Here is a 16699-nt window from a genome sequence, read left to right on the forward strand (position 1 = left end):
AGGTGCCGCAGGGGACGCGCAGCAGCCGCGGCAAGCCGATCGTCAACCTCTTCCCCTTCGAGGACGGCGAAAAGATCAGCGCCATCCTGCCGGTCAAGGAGTTCACCGACGACCGCTTCATCTTCATGTGCACGGCGCAGGGGACGGTGAAGAAGACGCCGCTGTCGGATTTCTCGAACCCGCGGCGCAGCGGCATCATCGCCGTCGCGCTCGATGCGGACGACTTCCTGATCGGCGCCGAGATCACCAACGGCACGCAGGATGTCGTACTGGTGTCGGACGTCGGCAAGGCGGTGTGGTTCGACGAGGAGGACGTGCGGCCGATGGGACGCACGGCGCGCGGCGTCCGCGGCATGAAGCTCGGCGAGCAGCAGCAGGTGCTGTCGCTGCTGGTCGCCGACAACGAGCAGCAGACGGTGCTGGTGGCGACCGAGAACGGTTACGGCAAGCGCACTGCGCTCGCCGATTTCCGCCATTCGGGCCGCGGCACGCAGGGGGTGATCGCGATCGCCGCCAGCGAGCGCAATGGCCGTGTCGTCGCCGCCCGTCTCGTTCGCGACGACGACGAGATCATGCTGATCACCACCGGCGGCGTACTGATCCGCACGCGCGTGCGCGAGATCCGCGAACTCGGGCGGGCGACGCAGGGGGTGACCTTGATCGCGCTCGACGCCGGCGAGAAGCTCGCCGGGCTCGAGAAGGTCGTCGAGAGCGAGGACGAGGGGACGCCGGGCGAGCCGGCGGCGCCCGAGGCCGCGGCGCCCGACGCTCCGGTGGCGGATCCGGATACGCCGGCGGCGGAATGATCGGCCGGCCGCTGCCGCCCGCGTGCCGCCGACGGATGTCGCGGGCGAGCGCATGAGCGACGATCTGCAACGCGAGCTGGCGCTCGTCCGGCGGCAGATCGACGAGCTCGACGGCGACCTGCTGGCGCTGCTCAACCGGCGCGCGCGGCTGGCGCAGCAGGTCGGCGAGATCAAGGCGCGGCACGGCGAGGCGGGTTTCATCTACCGCCCGGAGCGCGAGGCGCAGGTGCTGCAGCGGATCCAGGGGATGAACGCCGGGCCGCTGTCGAACGAGAGCCTGACGTGGTTCTTCCGCGAGGTGATGTCGGCCTGCCTGTCGCTCGAGCAGCCGCTCGGCATCGCTTTCCTCGGCCCGCTCGGCACCTTTTCGGAGAGCGCGGCGGTGAAGCATTTCGGGCATGCGGCACGGTTGCTGCCGCAGGTCTCGATCGACGACGTCTTCCGCGAGGTCGAGGCGCAGCACGCCGATTACGCCGTGGTGCCGATCGAGAATTCGACCGAGGGTGCCGTCGGGCGGACGCTCGACCTGCTGCTGACGACGCCGCTGAAGATCTGCGGCGAGGTCGTCCTGCGCATCCACCAGCATCTGCTGTCGAACGAGACGGCGCTCGCCGGGGTGCACAAGGTGTACTCGCACGCGCAGTCGCTGGCGCAGTGCCACGAGTGGCTCAACCGCTCGCTGCCGCTGGCGCAGCGGGTGCCGGTCGGCAGCAACGCGCAGGCGGCGCAACTGGCGGCGGCCGAGGCCGGCGCGGCGGCGATCGCCGGGCAGGCGGCGGCGGAACGCTACCAGCTGCCGGAACTGGCGAGCAACATCGAGGACGAGCCGAACAACACCACCCGCTTCGCTGTCCTCGGGCGGCACGATGCCGGTCGTTCGGGGCGCGACAAGACGTCGCTGATCATGTCGGCGCAGAACCAGACCGGCGCCCTCAGCGGCCTCCTGGCGCCCTTCGCGGATGCCGGCGTGTCGATGACGCGGCTGGAGTCGCGGCCGGCGCGGCACACGCTGTGGGAGTACGTCTTCTTCGTCGATCTCGACGGTCACCGCGACGACGAGTCACTGCGCCGCGCGCTCGCCGAGCTGGCGCAGCGGGCGCCGTACCTGAAGCTCCTGGGCTCGTACCCGGTGGCCGCCTATTGACCGGCGGCCCGCTCCGCGCCCGCAAGGCGACCGCCGGCCGCCGGCGCAGCGGGCCCACTTGATCGAGGACCGATGATGGCACTCAGCGAGCAGTCCCTGCCCTATGTGCGGGCGATTTCCCCCTACCAGCCGGGCAAGCCGATCACCGAGCTGGCGCGCGAGATGGGGCTGGCGGTCGACCGGATCGTCAAGCTGGCGTCGAACGAGAACCCGCTCGGCATGAGCCCGAAGGCGCGTACGGCGGTGTTGGCGGCAGTCGACGATCTGGCGCGTTACCCGGACCAGTTCGCCCTGCTGCAGGCGCTGTCCGAGCGCAGCGGTCTCGGCGCCGGGCAGATCGTCCTCGGCAACGGTTCGAACGACGTCCTCGACCTCGTCGCGCGGGTATTCCTGGCGCCGGGGCGATCGGCGGTCTTCGCGCAGTACGCCTTCGCCGTCTATCCGCTGGCAACGCTGGCCGCTGGCGCCGAACCGATCGCCGTCGCCGCGCGCGATTACGGTCATGATCCGGCGGCGATGCGGGCGGCGATCCGGCCGGACACGCGGGTGCTGTGGATCGCCAATCCGAACAATCCGACCGGCACCTTCCTGCCGGCGGCGGTCCTGCGCGATTTCATCGTCTCGCTGCCACGCGACGTGGTGGTGGTGCTCGACGAGGCGTACAACGAGTACCTGCCAGCGGCCGAACGCGTCGATACGGCCAGCTGGCTGGCCGACCTGCCGAATCTCGTGATCACCCGCACCTTCTCGAAAATCTACGGTCTGGCCGGGCTCCGCATCGGCTACGCGCTGACTTCGCCGGAGATCGCCGACCTGATGAACCGGGTGCGGCAGCCGTTCAACTGCAACAACCTGGCGCTGGCCGCGGCACGGGCGGCACTCGACGACCACCGCTTCGTCGCCGACAGTTACGCGTCGAACCGGTCAGGCATGGAACAGATCGTCGCCGGACTGAAGCGGCTCGGCCTGACGCACATCCCGTCGCACGGCAACTTCGTCACCTTCCGTCTCGCCGATGCGGCACGGACGAACGACAAGCTGCTGCGGCAGGGGGTGATCGTGCGGCCGATCGCCGGCTACGGGCTGCCCGACTGGCTGCGGGTGACGATCGGCAGCGAGGGTGAGAACGCCCGTTTCCTGGCGGCGCTCGAGGTGGCGCTGTGACCGCCGGTAGCGGGGTGCGGCGATGAGCGGCGCGGCGCCGTTCGGGCGGGTGGTGGTCTTCGGCGCCGGGCTGATTGGCGGTTCGTTCGCGCTGGCGCTGAAGGCGGCAGGGCAGGTCGGCGAAGTGGTCGGTTTCGGGCGTACCCTGGGTTCGCTGAACCAGGCGTTGCGACTCGGGATTCTCGATCGCGTCGGCTTCAACATCGGCCAGGAGGTGTACGGTGCCGATCTGGTGCTGATCGCAGCGCCGGTCGGCATGAGCGGCGAGATCATGGCGCGCATCGCGCCCTGTCTCGGCCCGCAGACCGTCGTCAGCGACGCCGGCAGCACCAAGGAGGATGTCGTGGCGGCGGCGCGCGAGCACTTCGGCGGGCGCATCGGCCAGTTCGTTCCGGCGCATCCGATCGCCGGTGCCGAGAACAGCGGCGCGGCGGCGGCGCGCGCCGACCTCTACCGCGAGCGACAGGTGGTGCTGACGCCGCTGCCGGAGAACGACGCCGCCAGCATCGCCCGCGTCCGCGCTGCCTGGGAGTCTTGCGGCGCGATCACCCGCGAATTGACTGCCGCCGAGCACGACCGCATCTTCGCCGCCGTCAGCCACCTGCCGCACCTGCTGTCCTTCGCTCTGGTGCATGAACTGGCGGGGCGCGACAACCGCGAGCTGCTGTTCGATTTTGCCGCCAGCGGTTTCCGCGATTTCACGCGCATTGCCGCCAGCCATCCGGAGATGTGGCGCGACATCTGCCTCGCCAACCGGCTGGCGCTGCTCGAGGAACTCGATCGCTACCGCGCGCAGCTCGACGCCCTGCGCGAGTCGCTGCAGGCGGCCGACGGCGCGCGGCTCGAGGCGGTGTTCGACATCGCGCGGCGTGCCCGGCGCGATTGGGGCGAGCGCCGGGGCGGTCGATGAGCGCCGCTTTCCTCGACCTGCCACAGTTCGTTTCGGCCGCCGGCACGCTGCGGCTACCTGGATCGAAGAGCATCTCCAACCGGGCTCTGTTGCTGGCGGCTCTGGCCAGTGGGCGCAGCGAGATCCGCGATCTGCTCGCCTCGGACGACACTGCGCGCATGCTCGACGCACTGCGCACGCTGGGCGTCGGCATCGAGCCGGCGGGGGACGGTGCATTCGTCGTCGACGGCGTCGCCGGCGCGCTGCCGGTGCGCGCGGCCGAACTCTTCCTCGGCAATGCCGGCACCGCCTTCCGGCCGCTGACGGCGGTGCTCGCACTGGCCGGCGGCACCTATCGCCTGGCCGGCGTGCCGCGCATGCACGAGCGACCGATCGCCGATCTCGTCGATGGCCTGCGGCAGCTTGGCGCGGAGATCGACTACCTGGGGGATGAGGGCTTCCCGCCGTTGCTCATCCGGCCGCCGCGGCGTTCCACCACCGCCGTCGTCCGCCTGCGCGGCGATGTCTCGAGCCAGTTCCTCAGCGGACTGCTGATGGCGCTGCCGCTGCGCGGCGTCGAGACGACCGTCGAGGTCGTCGGCGAGCTGATCTCGCGGCCCTACGTCGAGATGACGCTGGCGACGATGGCGCGTTTCGGCGTCGCCGTGCAGCGCGACGGCTGGCAGCGCTTCACCGTCGCCGCCGGCAGCGTCTATCGCTCGCCCGGGGTGCTGCACGTCGAGGGCGACGCGTCGTCGGCATCCTACTTCCTGGCCCTCGGCGCCATCGGCGGCGGACCGGTGCGCGTCGAGGGGGTGGGGAACGATTCGATCCAGGGCGATGTCCGCTTCGCCGACGCGCTGGCGGCGATGGGCGCACGCATCACCCTCGGCGAGAACTGGATCGAGGCTGCGGCGCCGGGCGCCGGCAGCCTGCACGGCATCGAGCTCGACTGCAACCACATTCCGGACGCGGCGATGACGCTGGCGACGGTGGCCCTGTTCGCGCGCGGGCCGACGACGCTCGGCAACATCGCCAGCTGGCGCGTCAAGGAGACTGACCGCATCGCCGCGATGGCGACCGAACTCGGCAAGCTCGGCGTGCGCGTCGACAGCGGCGAGGATTTCATCCGCGTCCATCCGCCGGGCGCGATGGAGTCGCTGCTGCCGGCGGTGATCGACACCTACGACGATCACCGCATCGCCATGTGCCTGTCGCTCGCGGCGCGCGGCGCACCGCTGCGGATCATCGATCCGCGGACCGTCGGCAAGACCTTTCCCGACTATTTCGAGCGCTTCGCGGCGATGACGCGACCGGTCCCGGTGGTCGCGGTCGATGGCACCTCGGCCTCGGGCAAGGGAACGATCGCCGCGCGCGTGGCGCAGGCGCTCGGCTGGCACTATCTCGATTCGGGCGCCCTTTACCGCTTGACGGCGCTCGCCGCGCTGCGCGCCGGCGCCGCTGGCGACGATGAGGCGGCGGTGGCGGCAATCGCGGCGACGCTCGACGTCGAGTTTGCCGGGACATCGATCTGCCTCGCCGGCGACGAGGTCGGCGATGCCATCCGCAGCGAGGAAATCTCGCGCGCGGCGTCGCTGGTGGCGGCGCTGCCGGCCGTGCGCAGCGCACTTCTCTTCCGGCAGCGGGCATTCCGGCGCCCGCCCGGGCTGGTCGCCGACGGGCGCGACATGGGCACGGTCGTCTTCCCGGATGCGACGAGCAAGGTGTTTCTCACCGCCAGCCTCGAAAAGCGCGCGGAGCGGCGTCTTAAGCAGTTGATCGACAAAGGAATCGCTGCTAATATCCGCGATCTCGTGCAGGATCTCGGGGAGCGCGACGCCAGGGATGGCCAGCGCAGCGTTGCGCCGATGCTGCCGAGTGCGGATGCCGAGTCGCTCGACACGACGGACCTGACCATCGAAACGGCGGTGGCGCAGGTACTGGACTGGGTCAACGAGGTTCCGGAAAAGGGGTGAAACGGCAGCCGCCGTTCGCCAGCAGGTGTCACCAGCCAGATGCGTCGCTGCTGCGGCCGCGGTCGATCGGGGGTTTCCCGGCCGATGCGTTCGAAGCGCCGTCCTGCGGTCGCAGGGGGGCGCGGCAACGGGCAGGGCAGGTGATCGTCATCAACTCACCCCGCAGTCATGCGGTCAGGTCAGTCAATCCATATGTCAGCCAATCCCACCATGCAGGAAAGCTTTGCCCAACTTTTCGAAGAGAGCCTCGGTCGCCAGGAGATGCGGCCCGGCGAGGTCATCACGGCGGAAGTCGTGCGCATCGACCAGAACTTCGTCGTCGTCAATGCCGGCCTCAAGTCCGAGAGCTATATCGAACTTGCGGAATTCCTCAACGACCAGGGCGCCATCGAGGTCAAGGTCGGCGATTTCGTCCAGGTCGCCATCGAGCAACTCGAGAACGGCTTCGGCGAGACCCGTCTGTCGCGCGACCGGGCGAAGCGGGTCGCCGCCTGGAACGCCCTCGAGCAGGCACTCAACGACGGCAGCCTGGTCACCGGCACGATCACCGGCAAGGTCAAGGGTGGCCTGACGGTGATGACCAACAGCGTGCGCGCCTTCCTGCCGGGTTCGCTGGTCGACATGCGTCCGGTCAAGGACACGACGCCATACGAAGGCAAGACCTACGAGTTCAAGGTCATCAAGCTCGACCGCAAGCGCAACAACGTGGTGGTGTCGCGCCGCGCCGTCCTCGAGGCGAGCGTCGGCGAAGAGCGCGAAGCGCTGCTTGCCGCGCTGCGCGAGGGCAGCGTCGTCAAGGGCGTGGTGAAGAACATCACCGATTACGGTGCCTTCGTCGACCTCGGCGGCATCGACGGCCTGCTGCACATCACCGATCTCGCGTGGCGTCGTGTCCGCCACCCGTCGGAGGTGCTGGCGGTCGGCGACGAAGTGCAGGCCAAGATTCTCAAGTTCGACCAGGAAAAGAACCGGGTGTCGCTTGGCCTCAAGCAGCTCGGCGAGGATCCGTGGGTCGGCATCTCGCGCCGTTACCCGCCGACGACCCGCCTCTTCGGCAAGGTGACCAACCTGACCGACTACGGCGCCTTCGTCGAGATCGAGCAGGGAATCGAGGGTCTGGTGCATGTCTCAGAGATGGACTGGACGAACAAGAACGTCCACCCGTCGAAGGTCGTCCAGCTCGGCGACGAGGTCGAGGTGATGATCCTCGAGATCGACGAGGACCGCCGCCGCATCTCGCTCGGCATGAAGCAGTGCGCGGCCAATCCGTGGGACGAGTTCTCGATGAACTACAAGAAGGGCGACCGGGTGCGCGGGGCGATCAAGTCGATCACCGATTTCGGCGTCTTCATCGGCCTGCCCGGCGGCATCGACGGCCTCGTTCACCTCTCGGATCTGTCGTGGTCGATTCCCGGTGAGGAAGCGATCCGCAACTTCCGCAAGGGCGACGAGGTGGACGCGGTGGTGCTGGCGATCGATACCGACAAGGAGCGCATCTCGCTCGGCATCAAGCAGCTCGACGGCGATCCCTACACCAGCTACATCGCGACGCACGACAAGAACAGCATCGCCCGTGGCGTCATCAAGTCGGTCGATGCGCGTGGCGCCGTGGTCATGCTCGAAGGCGACATCGAAGCCTACCTGCGTGCCTCCGAGGTCTCGCGCGAGCGCATCGACGACCTCACCAAGGTCTACAAGGAAGGCGACCGGATCGAGGCGATGATCATCAACGTCGACCGCAAGACCCGTTCGATCAGTCTCTCGATCAGGGCTCGCGAACAGGCGGAACAGCACGAGGCGATGCAGAAGTTCTCGGCCGACAGCAGCGCCAGTTCGGGAACGACGAACCTTGGTGCCTTGCTCAAGGCGAAGCTGAACAATCCGCAGTAAGGCTGCAGGATGACCAAGTCGGACCTGATCGCCGAACTGGCCCGGCGCTTCCCGCAACTCGTTGCCAAGGACGCCGACCTGTCGGTGAAGATGATTCTCGAGGCGATGGCTGAGGCTCTGGGCAGGGGTGACCGGATCGAGATTCGCGGTTTCGGCAGCTTTGCCCTCAATTACCGGCCGCCGCGCGTCGGGCGAAACCCGAAGTCTGGCGAAAAGGTCGACGTGCCGGAAAAATGGGTACCGCATTTCAAGGCAGGCAAGGAGTTGCGTGAGCGCGTGGACGCCGCGCCGGAGTGAAGCATGGCCCCGGCTCGCCGGGCCGTGGCAGGTGACGGGCGGCGACGGGAGTCGCCGCCCGTTTCTGTGTCTGTGGGAGCTGATCGACGCGCTTGTGGCAGGGGGTCTGCAGGATCCGCATGTCCCCCTGCCGGCCAGCCATCGCCTGGTACCTGGAAAGCCTGATCAATGATCGAGTTCGACTACTGGCAGTTGCTGCTCTTCCCGCTCTTCTTCGGCCTCGGCTGGCTGGCGGCACGGATCGACATCCGCCACTTGGTGCGCGAGTCGCGCGCACTGCCGCGTTCGTACTTCCAGGGTCTCAACTTTCTCCTCAATGCGCAGCCCGACCGCGCCATCGAGGCTTTCGTCGAGGCGGTCAAGGTCGATCCGCAGACGATCGAACTGCACTTCGCGCTCGGCAGCCTGTTCCGCCGGCGCGGCGAAACCGATCGCGCGATCCGCATGCACCAGAATCTGATCGAGCGCGAGGACCTGAAGCAGGAGCTGAAGCTGCAGGCGCTGGCCGAACTCGGGCAGGACTATCTCAAGGCAGGCTTGCTCGATCGCGCGGAAGCGGTTTTCGACAAGCTGCGTGACTCCGAGCTTGGCGAAGAGGCGAAGCGCAACCTGCTCGAGATCTATCAGCTCGAGAAACATTGGGAGAAGGCGATCGCGATCGCTTCGGAACTGCCGGATTTCGCCTCGCACAAGGAAATCGCCGAGTACCATTGCGAGCTGGCGGCAGCCGAGATGATCCGTTCGCGCCGCGATCTCGCCGCCGGCTACCTGCGGACGGCACTCGAGCGCAATCGCAAGTGTGTTCGCGCGAGCCTGCTTTGGGGCGACATGCTGTTGCAGGAAGAGCAGTGGGAGGCAGCCATCGAGTCCTGGCAGCGAATCGAGCAGCAGGACCCGGCATACCTGGCTCTGGTGGCACAGCGCCTGCTTGGCGCCTTCCGCAAGCTCGACCGGCGGGATGCCGGCCTGCGACTGCTGCGCGGCTATCTCGAGCACTACCCGTCGCTCGACCTGCTGGATGTGGTCTTTCAGCTCGTCCTCGAGGGCGATGGAGCGGCGGCCGCCTACGATCTGGTGCGTGACGAGCTGAAGCGGAACCCGACGCTGCTGGGCTTCGACAAGCTTCTCGAGGCGAGACTATTGCTCGCCACTGCCGAGAGTCGTTCCGACCTCGAACTGGCGAAAGGCATCGTGCAGACCTATACGCGCCGCCTGGCGCGCTATCGGTGCGATAATTGCGGCTTCAAGGCGCGCCAGTTCTACTGGCGCTGCCCGGCCTGCGGCGGCTGGGAGACCTATTCTCCAAAGCGCAGCGAAGAGTTCGACCTGACACCTTAGGAGTCTCCCTTGCATTCATCCTTGCCCGCGGCGCGCGGCGCCGGGCTGGCATGGCATCGGGCTGCGCCCGCTCGGAGCGTCGATGCGGCTGCCTGATCTGTCGGCGGCGCGCCTGCTGATCGTCGGCGACGTCATGCTCGACCGCTACTGGTTCGGCGATGTCGCGCGCATCTCGCCCGAGGCGCCGGTGCCCGTGGTCCGCATCGGCCGCAGCGAAGAGCGGCCGGGTGGCGCGGCGAACGTCGCACGCAACGTCGCCGCGCTGGGGGCGCGCGCCTCGCTGCTGTCGGTCGTCGGCGATGACGAGGCGGGCCGCAGCCTGCAGCAGTTGCTGGCGGCGAGCGGCATCGACGTCAGCCTGCATGTCGATCCGGCGATCAGCACGACGGTCAAGCTGCGTGTGGTCGGCCGCCAGCAGCAGCTGTTGCGCATCGACTTCGAGACCTGGCCATCGCACGAGGTCCTGCGCGCCAAACTGGCCGAGTTCGCCGTCCGGGTGGCCGACTGTGACGCGGTTGTTCTCTCCGACTATGGCAAGGGAGGCCTGACGCACATCGGCGAGATGATCCGGCTGGCCAACGCAGCCGGCAAGCAGGTTCTGGTTGACCCGAAGGGCGACGATTTCTCGAAGTATGCCGGCGCAACGGTGGTGACGCCGAACCGTGCCGAATTGCGGACCGTCGTTGGCCGCTGGCAGGACGAGGACGAACTGGCTCGCAGGGCGACAGCCTTGCGCGAGCAGTTGCAGCTTGACGCCTTGCTGGTGACGCGCAGTGAAGAAGGAATGTCGCTCTTCCACCGCTCGGGTCCGATCCACGAGAAGGCGGTGGCGCGGGAAGTCTTCGACGTCTCGGGTGCCGGTGACACGGTGATCGCCACCCTGGCAGTGATGCTCGCCTGCGGCGCTGGCTGGCCGGACGCGGTGCATGCGGCGAACGTCGCCGCTGGGCTGGTCGTCGGCAAGCTGGGGACTGCCGTGGTCGAGGGCGGCGAGCTGGCGGCCGCGGTGAAGTGAAGTGAAGTGAGGTGATTCCATGTACACCATCGTCACCGGCGCTGCCGGCTTCATCGGCGCCAATCTCGTCAGGGCGCTGAACGAGCGCGGCGTGCGCCGGATCATTGCCGTCGACAACCTGACACGGGCCGACAAGTTCCGCAACCTGGTCGATTGCGACATTGCCGACTACCTCGACAAGCAGGAGTTCATCGATCGCCTGCTGGCCGGCCATTTCGACGGCGACGTCGACGCCATCCTGCATCAGGGCGCATGCTCCGACACCATGGAAGGCGATGGTCGCTACATGATGGAGAACAACTACCGCTACTCGCTCGGCATCCTCGACTGGTGCCTGGACCAGGAGGTGCCGTTGCTCTATGCATCGAGCGCGGCAACCTACGGCGGCGGCCGGGTTTTCAGCGAGGAGCGGGCGCACGAGGCACCACTGAACGTCTACGGCTACTCGAAGTTCCTCTTCGACCAGATCGTCCGCCAGAGGTTGACCGTGAACGGTTCGTCGAGCTCGCAGGTGGTCGGGTTTCGCTACTTCAACGTCTATGGACCGCGCGAGTCGCACAAGGGGCGAATGGCGTCGGTGGCCTTCCACCACTACCACCAGTTTCGCAGCGATGGCAAGGTCAGGCTCTTCGCCGGTTGTGACGGTCATGCCGACGGCGAGCAGCGGCGCGACTTCGTGTCCGTCGATGACGTCGTCCGCGTCAACCTTTTCTTCCTCGACCACCCTGAGCGCTCGGGTATCTTCAACGTCGGTACGGGGCGCGCGCAGACCTTCAACGAGTTGGCGGTGGCGAACGTCAATGCCTGCCGGGCGCTTGCCGGTGACGATCCGCTGCCGCTGGCGGAACTGGTCGGGCAGGGATTGATCGAATATGTCCCTTTTCCGGCGGATCTCAGGGGCCGCTACCAGAGTTTCACCGAGGCCGATTTGACGAAGTTGCGCCGGGCTGGCTATCAGGCGAACTTTGCCGACGTCGGCGAGGGCGTTGCACGATATGTCGACTGGTTGCATGCACATGGTTGAGACCCTCGAGGAACAGGTTGGCGGTACGCCACTGGTGATCCTGAAACGCCTGCCGGGCGTGCTTGGCGCAGCGCGCGGCAACCGCATCCTGGCGAAACTCGAGGGCAACAATCCGGCCGGATCGGTCAAGGATCGTCCGGCGCTGTCGATGATCGCGCGCGCCGAACGTCGCGGCGACATCCGGCCCGGCGACACGCTGATCGAGGCGACCTCGGGCAATACCGGTATCGCGCTGGCAATGGTGGCCGCCGCGCGCGGCTACCGGATGTTGTTGGTGATGCCCGAGAACCAGAGCGTCGAGCGGCGGCAGACGATGCGTGCCTTTGGCGCCGAACTGGTGCTGACGCCGCGCGATGGCGGTATGGAACTGGCGCGCGACATTGCCGAGGGCATGCAAAGGGACGGTCGCGGCATCATCCTCGACCAGTTTGCCAATCCCGACAATCCGCTGGCGCACTATGAGGGCACCGGCCCGGAACTGTGGCGGCAGACGGCCGGCGACATCACCCATTTCGTCAGCAGCATGGGAACCACCGGGACGATCATGGGCGTCTCGCGTTATCTCAAGGAACGGAGCCCGGCGATCTGCATCGTCGGCTGCCAGCCGGAGGACGGTTCGCAGATCCCCGGGATCCGCAAGTGGCCGGAGGCCTACCTGCCGAAGATCTTCGACCGCACGCGGGTTGATCGTGTCGAGTCGGTGTCACAGGACGCAGCGGAAGAGATGACCCGCCGCCTGGCGCGCGAGGAGGGCATCTTCGCCGGCATCTCCTCGGGTGGTGCGCTCACCGTTGCCCTGCGGCTGGCGGCTGAAGTCGAGAATGCAACGATCGTCAGCATCGTCTGCGACCGTGGTGACCGCTACCTGTCGACCGGCGTCTTCCCGGCCTGAAGGCGGTCGATGAAACCGGTTCTCGCCTTCGACATCGAGACGGTTCCGGACGTCGCGGGCCTGCGCCGCTTGCACCTGCTCGATCCGGGCCTGTCCGACGAGGAAGTCGCCGAACTCGCGTTCCAGCGGCGGCGGGCGGCGACCGGCAACGACTTCCTGCCCTTGCACCTGCAGCGGGTGGTGGTGATTTCCTGTGCGCTGCGTTCGGGCAGGGATTTCCGTGTCTGGTCGCTGGCCGCACCCGAACTGGGCGAGGCGGAGATCATCCAGCGTTTCTTCGACGGCGTGGAGAAGTTCACGCCGCAACTGTTGTCCTGGAATGGAGGTGGCTTCGACCTACCCGTACTGCACTATCGGGGGCTGATTCACGGGCTGGTCGCTCCTCGCTATTGGGACCTCGGCGATGGTGATCACGCCGACAGTCGCGATTTCAAGTGGAACAACTACATCAGCCGCTATCACACCCGTCACCTTGATCTGATGGACCTTCTGGCACTCTATCAGCCGCGTGCCGCCGTCCCGTTGGACGAACTGGCGAGGCTTATCGGCTTCCCCGGCAAGCTCGGGATGGATGGCAGCAAGGTGTGGCAGGCATGGCAGGAAGGTCGCTGTGCCGAGATTCGCGACTACTGCGAGACCGACGCGGTCAATACCTATCTCGTCGGAGTCCGCTTTCGCTTGATGCGCGGCGAGATCTCCGCCGGTGAATACGAGCAGGAGCAGGTGTGCGTGCGCGCTGCCGTCCAGCGACTTGACAAGCTGCACTGGCGCGAGTTCCTCGCTGCGTGGACCTAGCGAGGGTGCAGCTGTCTGCAGCGGTAGTGATGCGGATCAGGGGGGGGCACTCCCGGCAAGGCGGCGCCGGTCTCATCTCGCGCTCGTGGTTGGCGTGTGTGAATCGTCACACTCGAGGTGCTTCCTTTCTCTTATTGTTGCGTTTTCGGGAGGAATCCGATGCGGCTGCATCACTCGTGGCGCTGGCTCGTGGCGAGCCTGTTCCTGTCGCTGACGCCGCTGGTGCAGGCGGCGGGGACTCTGGACAAGATCAAGGCGAGCCGGACCATCGCGCTCGGTTACCGGGACTCGTCGATCCCCTTCTCGTACACCGGCAACGACAACCAGCCCTGGGGCTACTCGGTGGACCTGTGCACGCGTGTCGCCGCCGCGGTAGCCCGGCAATTGGGTCTCGATGAACTGCAGTTGCTCTGGGTTGCGGTGACGCCGGAGACGCGGATCACGAAACTGAAGTCCGGCGAGATCGACCTCGAATGCGGTTCGACGACGGCGTCCCTGTCGCGCATGCAGGAGGTGGACTTCAGTCTGCCGATCTTCGTCGATGGCGCTGCGTATCTCTCGCGGCGTGCGGCGGGAATCAGGCGCCTCGAGGATCTGGCCGGGAGGAAGATCGCCGTCGCCGGCGGAACGACGAGCGAGCGGATGCTCGCCGCTGCGCTGGCGCAGCATCGCATCAGCGCGGAACTGGTCCTGGTCAGCGACCACCAGCACGGGCTGGCCGCGCTCTTGCAGGGCAGGGCAGACGCCTATGCCTCGGACCGCGCGCTGCTGATCGGTCTGGCGCTCGATTCGGGCAGCCAGACCGACTGGACGATTGGTCCCGAGACCCTCTCCTATGAGCCCTATGCGCTGATGACGCGGCGCAACGACGCCGATTTTCGCCTGGTGGTGAACTCGGTGCTGGCACGGCTGTCGCGCAGCCGCGAGATCTACGACATTTACGATCGGTGGTTTGGCCATCTTGCCAAACCGGGCGCGCGGCTGGACAACCTGTATTATCTGAACGGTCTGCCGGAGTAGCCTGGCGCCCTTCAGGATGCAGCCCCCGAGCCGGAGGGTGCCGCGGTCCGAAGGAGGGCCCGGGATCTCGGGTCTGCGGGCGTTCGGGTACCGACCGGCTGCCACATTCTTGTAGAAATGGGGGTTGCAAATGGAAGCTCTTCTGATCTGGCTTGGACGTGCGGTTGGCAGCGGCGGTCTGCTGGCGTGCGTCGTTGCGGTGGCGACGCGTCTGGCGGGAAAGCACCATCTCGCAGGCTTCGAGCTGCTGACCTTGTTGCAGGGCGGGATGGCGGCGCTGGTCGCCGGCTGCTTCCTGTTGCTCGTGGTGCTCAGCGGACGCGGCAGGACGGGCGGCGCTGGTCTCTTCCGCGACCGGTAGCCGGTTCGGTCGCTGAGAGCGCAGCTTGCATGCATGCGTTGTCCTGTCAGTCGAGATGCCGATCCCTGGCAAGGATGCATGCGCCGCGTGGCGGGTACAGATGCGCTGCCGTGCGACCCGTTCGGCGGAACGGACGGCCCGACGGGCGAAGCGCCTGCCGCTGCAGGGCTGGCTGTCGAATGGCGATTGTGTCATCATTGCCCCCTGGCGCAGCGCAGGTTCCTGGCCAGGGCGCCGTGGGCGCTGCTTGCCAGTGGCAGTTGAGGTTCGGACAGGCAAGGAGATGCCGAGTGTTATCAGGGAATGGAGGCGATGAGTAGGCCAGCACAGCAGCGCAGCGAGCTTGCCGAGGTGCTGCTGTCCTTCCGCCGGGCGTTCCTGACCGTCGGCAGCTTCAGCTTCTTCATCAACCTGCTGATGCTGACGCCGGCGATCTACATGCTGCAGATCTATGATCGTGCGCTCGGCAGCCGAAACGTCACGACGCTGCTGATGTTGACGCTGATCACGCTTGGTCTGTTCGGACTGATGTCGCTGCTCGAGTGGATCAGGTCGATGGTGCTGGTTCGGGTCGGTGCGCGTCTCGATCTCGACATCAACTCGCGTGTCTTCGATGCGACCTTCGAGCGCAATCTGCGCCAGGCGGGCCAGAATCCGGCGCAGGCACTGAGCGACCTCGCTTCCATGCGACAGACGCTGACGGGTGCCGGCCTGATTGCCCTGACCGATGCGCCGTGGATGCCGATCTACGTCCTGGTGATCTACATGCTGCACGTGCAGCTCGGTATCTTTGCGCTGATCGGCGTGCTGCTGCTGGTCATCCTGGCTGTCATCAATGAACGGGTTTCGGCCGGGCCTCTGGGCGAGGCCCAGAAGCTGGCGATGGCCGCCAATGCGCAGGCCAACAACAATCTGCGCAACGCCGAGGTCATCGAGGCGATGGGAATGCTGCCGGCGATCCGCAGCCGCTGGTTCAAGCTGCACCAAAAATTCCTGATGCAGCAGGCGGTTGCCAGCGATCGTGCGGGCGTGCTCAACGCCATCACCCGTTTCGTGCGCATTTCGATGCAGTCGCTGGCGCTCGGTTATGGAGCGTTGCTGGCGATCGAGGGTGAGATCACGCCCGGCATGATGATCGCCGGCTCGATCATCATCGGCCGTGCGCTGGCGCCGGTCGAGGTGCTGATTGCCAACTGGAAACAGCTCGTGTCGGCACGCGCGGCCTACGGGCGCCTGGCCGAACTGCTGCAGGTCTATCCGGCGCGCGTTGCCGGCATGCCGCTGCCGCGACCCGAGGGGGTCGTACTGGTGGAGAATGCGGCGACCGCGGCTCCCGGCAGCCGGGCACTGATCCTGAAGAACGTCAGCTTCAGCCTGAAAGCGGGCGAGGTCGTGGCGGTGATCGGTCCGAGTGCTTCCGGGAAGTCGACTCTCGCGCGCCTGCTGGTTGGCGTCTGGCCACCGCTGGCCGGCTCCGTACGGCTTGATGGTGCCGAGGTCTTCAAGTGGAACAAGGACGAGTTGGGCCGTCATCTCGGTTATCTGCCGCAGGACATCGAGTTGTTCGACGGGACTGTCGCCGAGAACATCGCCCGTTTCGGCGACCTCGACTCCGAGAAGATCCTGGCGGCGGCGCAGGCTGCCGGTGTCCATGACCTGGTGCTGATGCTGCCGATGGGCTACGACACGCCGTTGGGCGACGGCGGCAACGCCCTTTCGGGTGGGCAGAAGCAGCGGATCGGGCTGGCCAGGGCGCTCTACGGCGACCCGGCGCTGATCGTCCTCGACGAGCCGAATTCGAATCTGGACGACCAGGGTGAAGCGGCGCTGGCGGAGACGCTGCGGCGCCTGAAGGCAGCCAAGCGTACCGTGGTGATCATCACGCACCGCATGAGCACGCTGGCCGTCGCCGACAGCATTCTGGTGATGCACGAAGGGACGGTGAAGCTGCACGGGCCACGTGATCAGGTTCTGGCGGCATTGCGCGCGGGGAACCCGACCGGCGCCGAGCGTCAGGGTGGCGCCGCTCGGCCGGCAGCGGTGGCGGTTGCCGCGAACACACCGGCGACGCCGCGCTTTGGCGCCTGA

The 16699-nt window shown here is 67.0% G+C and carries 15 protein-coding genes; all 15 read left to right on the forward strand.

Annotated features, from left to right (window positions below):
* Positions 1–806 (forward strand): DNA gyrase C-terminal beta-propeller domain-containing protein (locus tag NFW30_RS03395; protein ID WP_295371764.1); only part of this gene is annotated, 806 nt, incomplete at its 5' end.
* 52 nt (positions 807–858) lie between these two features.
* On the forward strand, positions 859–1950 hold the full coding sequence (gene pheA, locus NFW30_RS03400) for a prephenate dehydratase (protein ID WP_295350864.1): 1092 nt from the start codon (positions 859–861) through the stop codon (positions 1948–1950).
* A 75-nt stretch (positions 1951–2025) separates the two neighbouring features.
* Positions 2026–3114, forward strand: coding sequence for a histidinol-phosphate transaminase (gene hisC / locus NFW30_RS03405; protein ID WP_295350918.1), 1089 nt, complete (start codon positions 2026–2028; stop codon positions 3112–3114).
* A 22-nt stretch (positions 3115–3136) separates the two neighbouring features.
* Positions 3137–4024: a prephenate dehydrogenase/arogenate dehydrogenase family protein gene (locus NFW30_RS03410; protein ID WP_295350866.1), complete on the forward strand. Its 888-nt coding sequence runs from the start codon at positions 3137–3139 to the stop codon at positions 4022–4024.
* Positions 4021–5979, forward strand: a complete 1959-nt coding sequence (locus NFW30_RS03415) for a bifunctional 3-phosphoshikimate 1-carboxyvinyltransferase/cytidylate kinase (RefSeq protein ID WP_295350869.1) — start codon at positions 4021–4023, stop codon at positions 5977–5979. Before NFW30_RS03410 ends, NFW30_RS03415 begins: the two co-directional genes overlap by 4 nt.
* A 192-nt stretch (positions 5980–6171) precedes the next feature.
* Positions 6172–7869: a 30S ribosomal protein S1 gene (gene rpsA, locus NFW30_RS03420; protein ID WP_295350871.1), complete on the forward strand. Its 1698-nt coding sequence runs from the start codon at positions 6172–6174 to the stop codon at positions 7867–7869.
* 9 nt (positions 7870–7878) lie between these two features.
* On the forward strand, positions 7879–8166 hold the full coding sequence (locus NFW30_RS03425; RefSeq protein ID WP_295350873.1) for an integration host factor subunit beta: 288 nt from the start codon (positions 7879–7881) through the stop codon (positions 8164–8166).
* 168 nt (positions 8167–8334) lie between these two features.
* Positions 8335–9504 (forward strand): lipopolysaccharide assembly protein LapB, encoded by a 1170-nt coding sequence (lapB, locus tag NFW30_RS03430; RefSeq protein WP_295350876.1) that lies wholly within the window; start codon positions 8335–8337, stop codon positions 9502–9504.
* An 82-nt stretch (positions 9505–9586) separates the two neighbouring features.
* Positions 9587–10519, forward strand: coding sequence for a D-glycero-beta-D-manno-heptose-7-phosphate kinase (gene rfaE1, locus NFW30_RS03435; RefSeq protein WP_295350878.1), 933 nt, complete (start codon positions 9587–9589; stop codon positions 10517–10519).
* Between the two features lie 19 nt (positions 10520–10538).
* Positions 10539–11543 carry an ADP-glyceromanno-heptose 6-epimerase gene (gene rfaD / locus NFW30_RS03440; protein ID WP_295350881.1) on the forward strand — a complete coding sequence of 335 codons (1005 nt, stop codon included), beginning with the start codon at positions 10539–10541 and terminating at the stop codon, positions 11541–11543.
* A complete protein-coding gene (gene cysM, locus NFW30_RS03445) occupies positions 11536–12435 on the forward strand; it encodes a cysteine synthase CysM (protein WP_295350884.1) in 900 nt (299 codons plus the stop codon). The genes rfaD and cysM overlap by 8 nt, the downstream gene beginning before the upstream one ends.
* Before the next feature lie 9 nt (positions 12436–12444).
* Positions 12445–13230 (forward strand): 3'-5' exonuclease, encoded by a 786-nt coding sequence (locus NFW30_RS03450; protein WP_295350888.1) that lies wholly within the window; start codon positions 12445–12447, stop codon positions 13228–13230.
* Between the two features lie 159 nt (positions 13231–13389).
* On the forward strand, positions 13390–14250 hold the full coding sequence (locus tag NFW30_RS03455) for an amino acid ABC transporter substrate-binding protein (protein ID WP_295350891.1): 861 nt from the start codon (positions 13390–13392) through the stop codon (positions 14248–14250).
* 130 nt (positions 14251–14380) lie between these two features.
* On the forward strand, positions 14381–14611 hold the full coding sequence (locus NFW30_RS03460; RefSeq protein ID WP_295350893.1) for a hypothetical protein: 231 nt from the start codon (positions 14381–14383) through the stop codon (positions 14609–14611).
* Between the two features lie 312 nt (positions 14612–14923).
* Positions 14924–16699, forward strand: coding sequence for a type I secretion system permease/ATPase (locus tag NFW30_RS03465; protein WP_295350896.1), 1776 nt, complete (start codon positions 14924–14926; stop codon positions 16697–16699).

The sequence above is a fragment of the Accumulibacter sp. genome (assembly GCF_023806635.1).
In the GTDB taxonomy this organism is placed as follows: Bacteria; Pseudomonadota; Gammaproteobacteria; order Burkholderiales; family Rhodocyclaceae; genus Accumulibacter.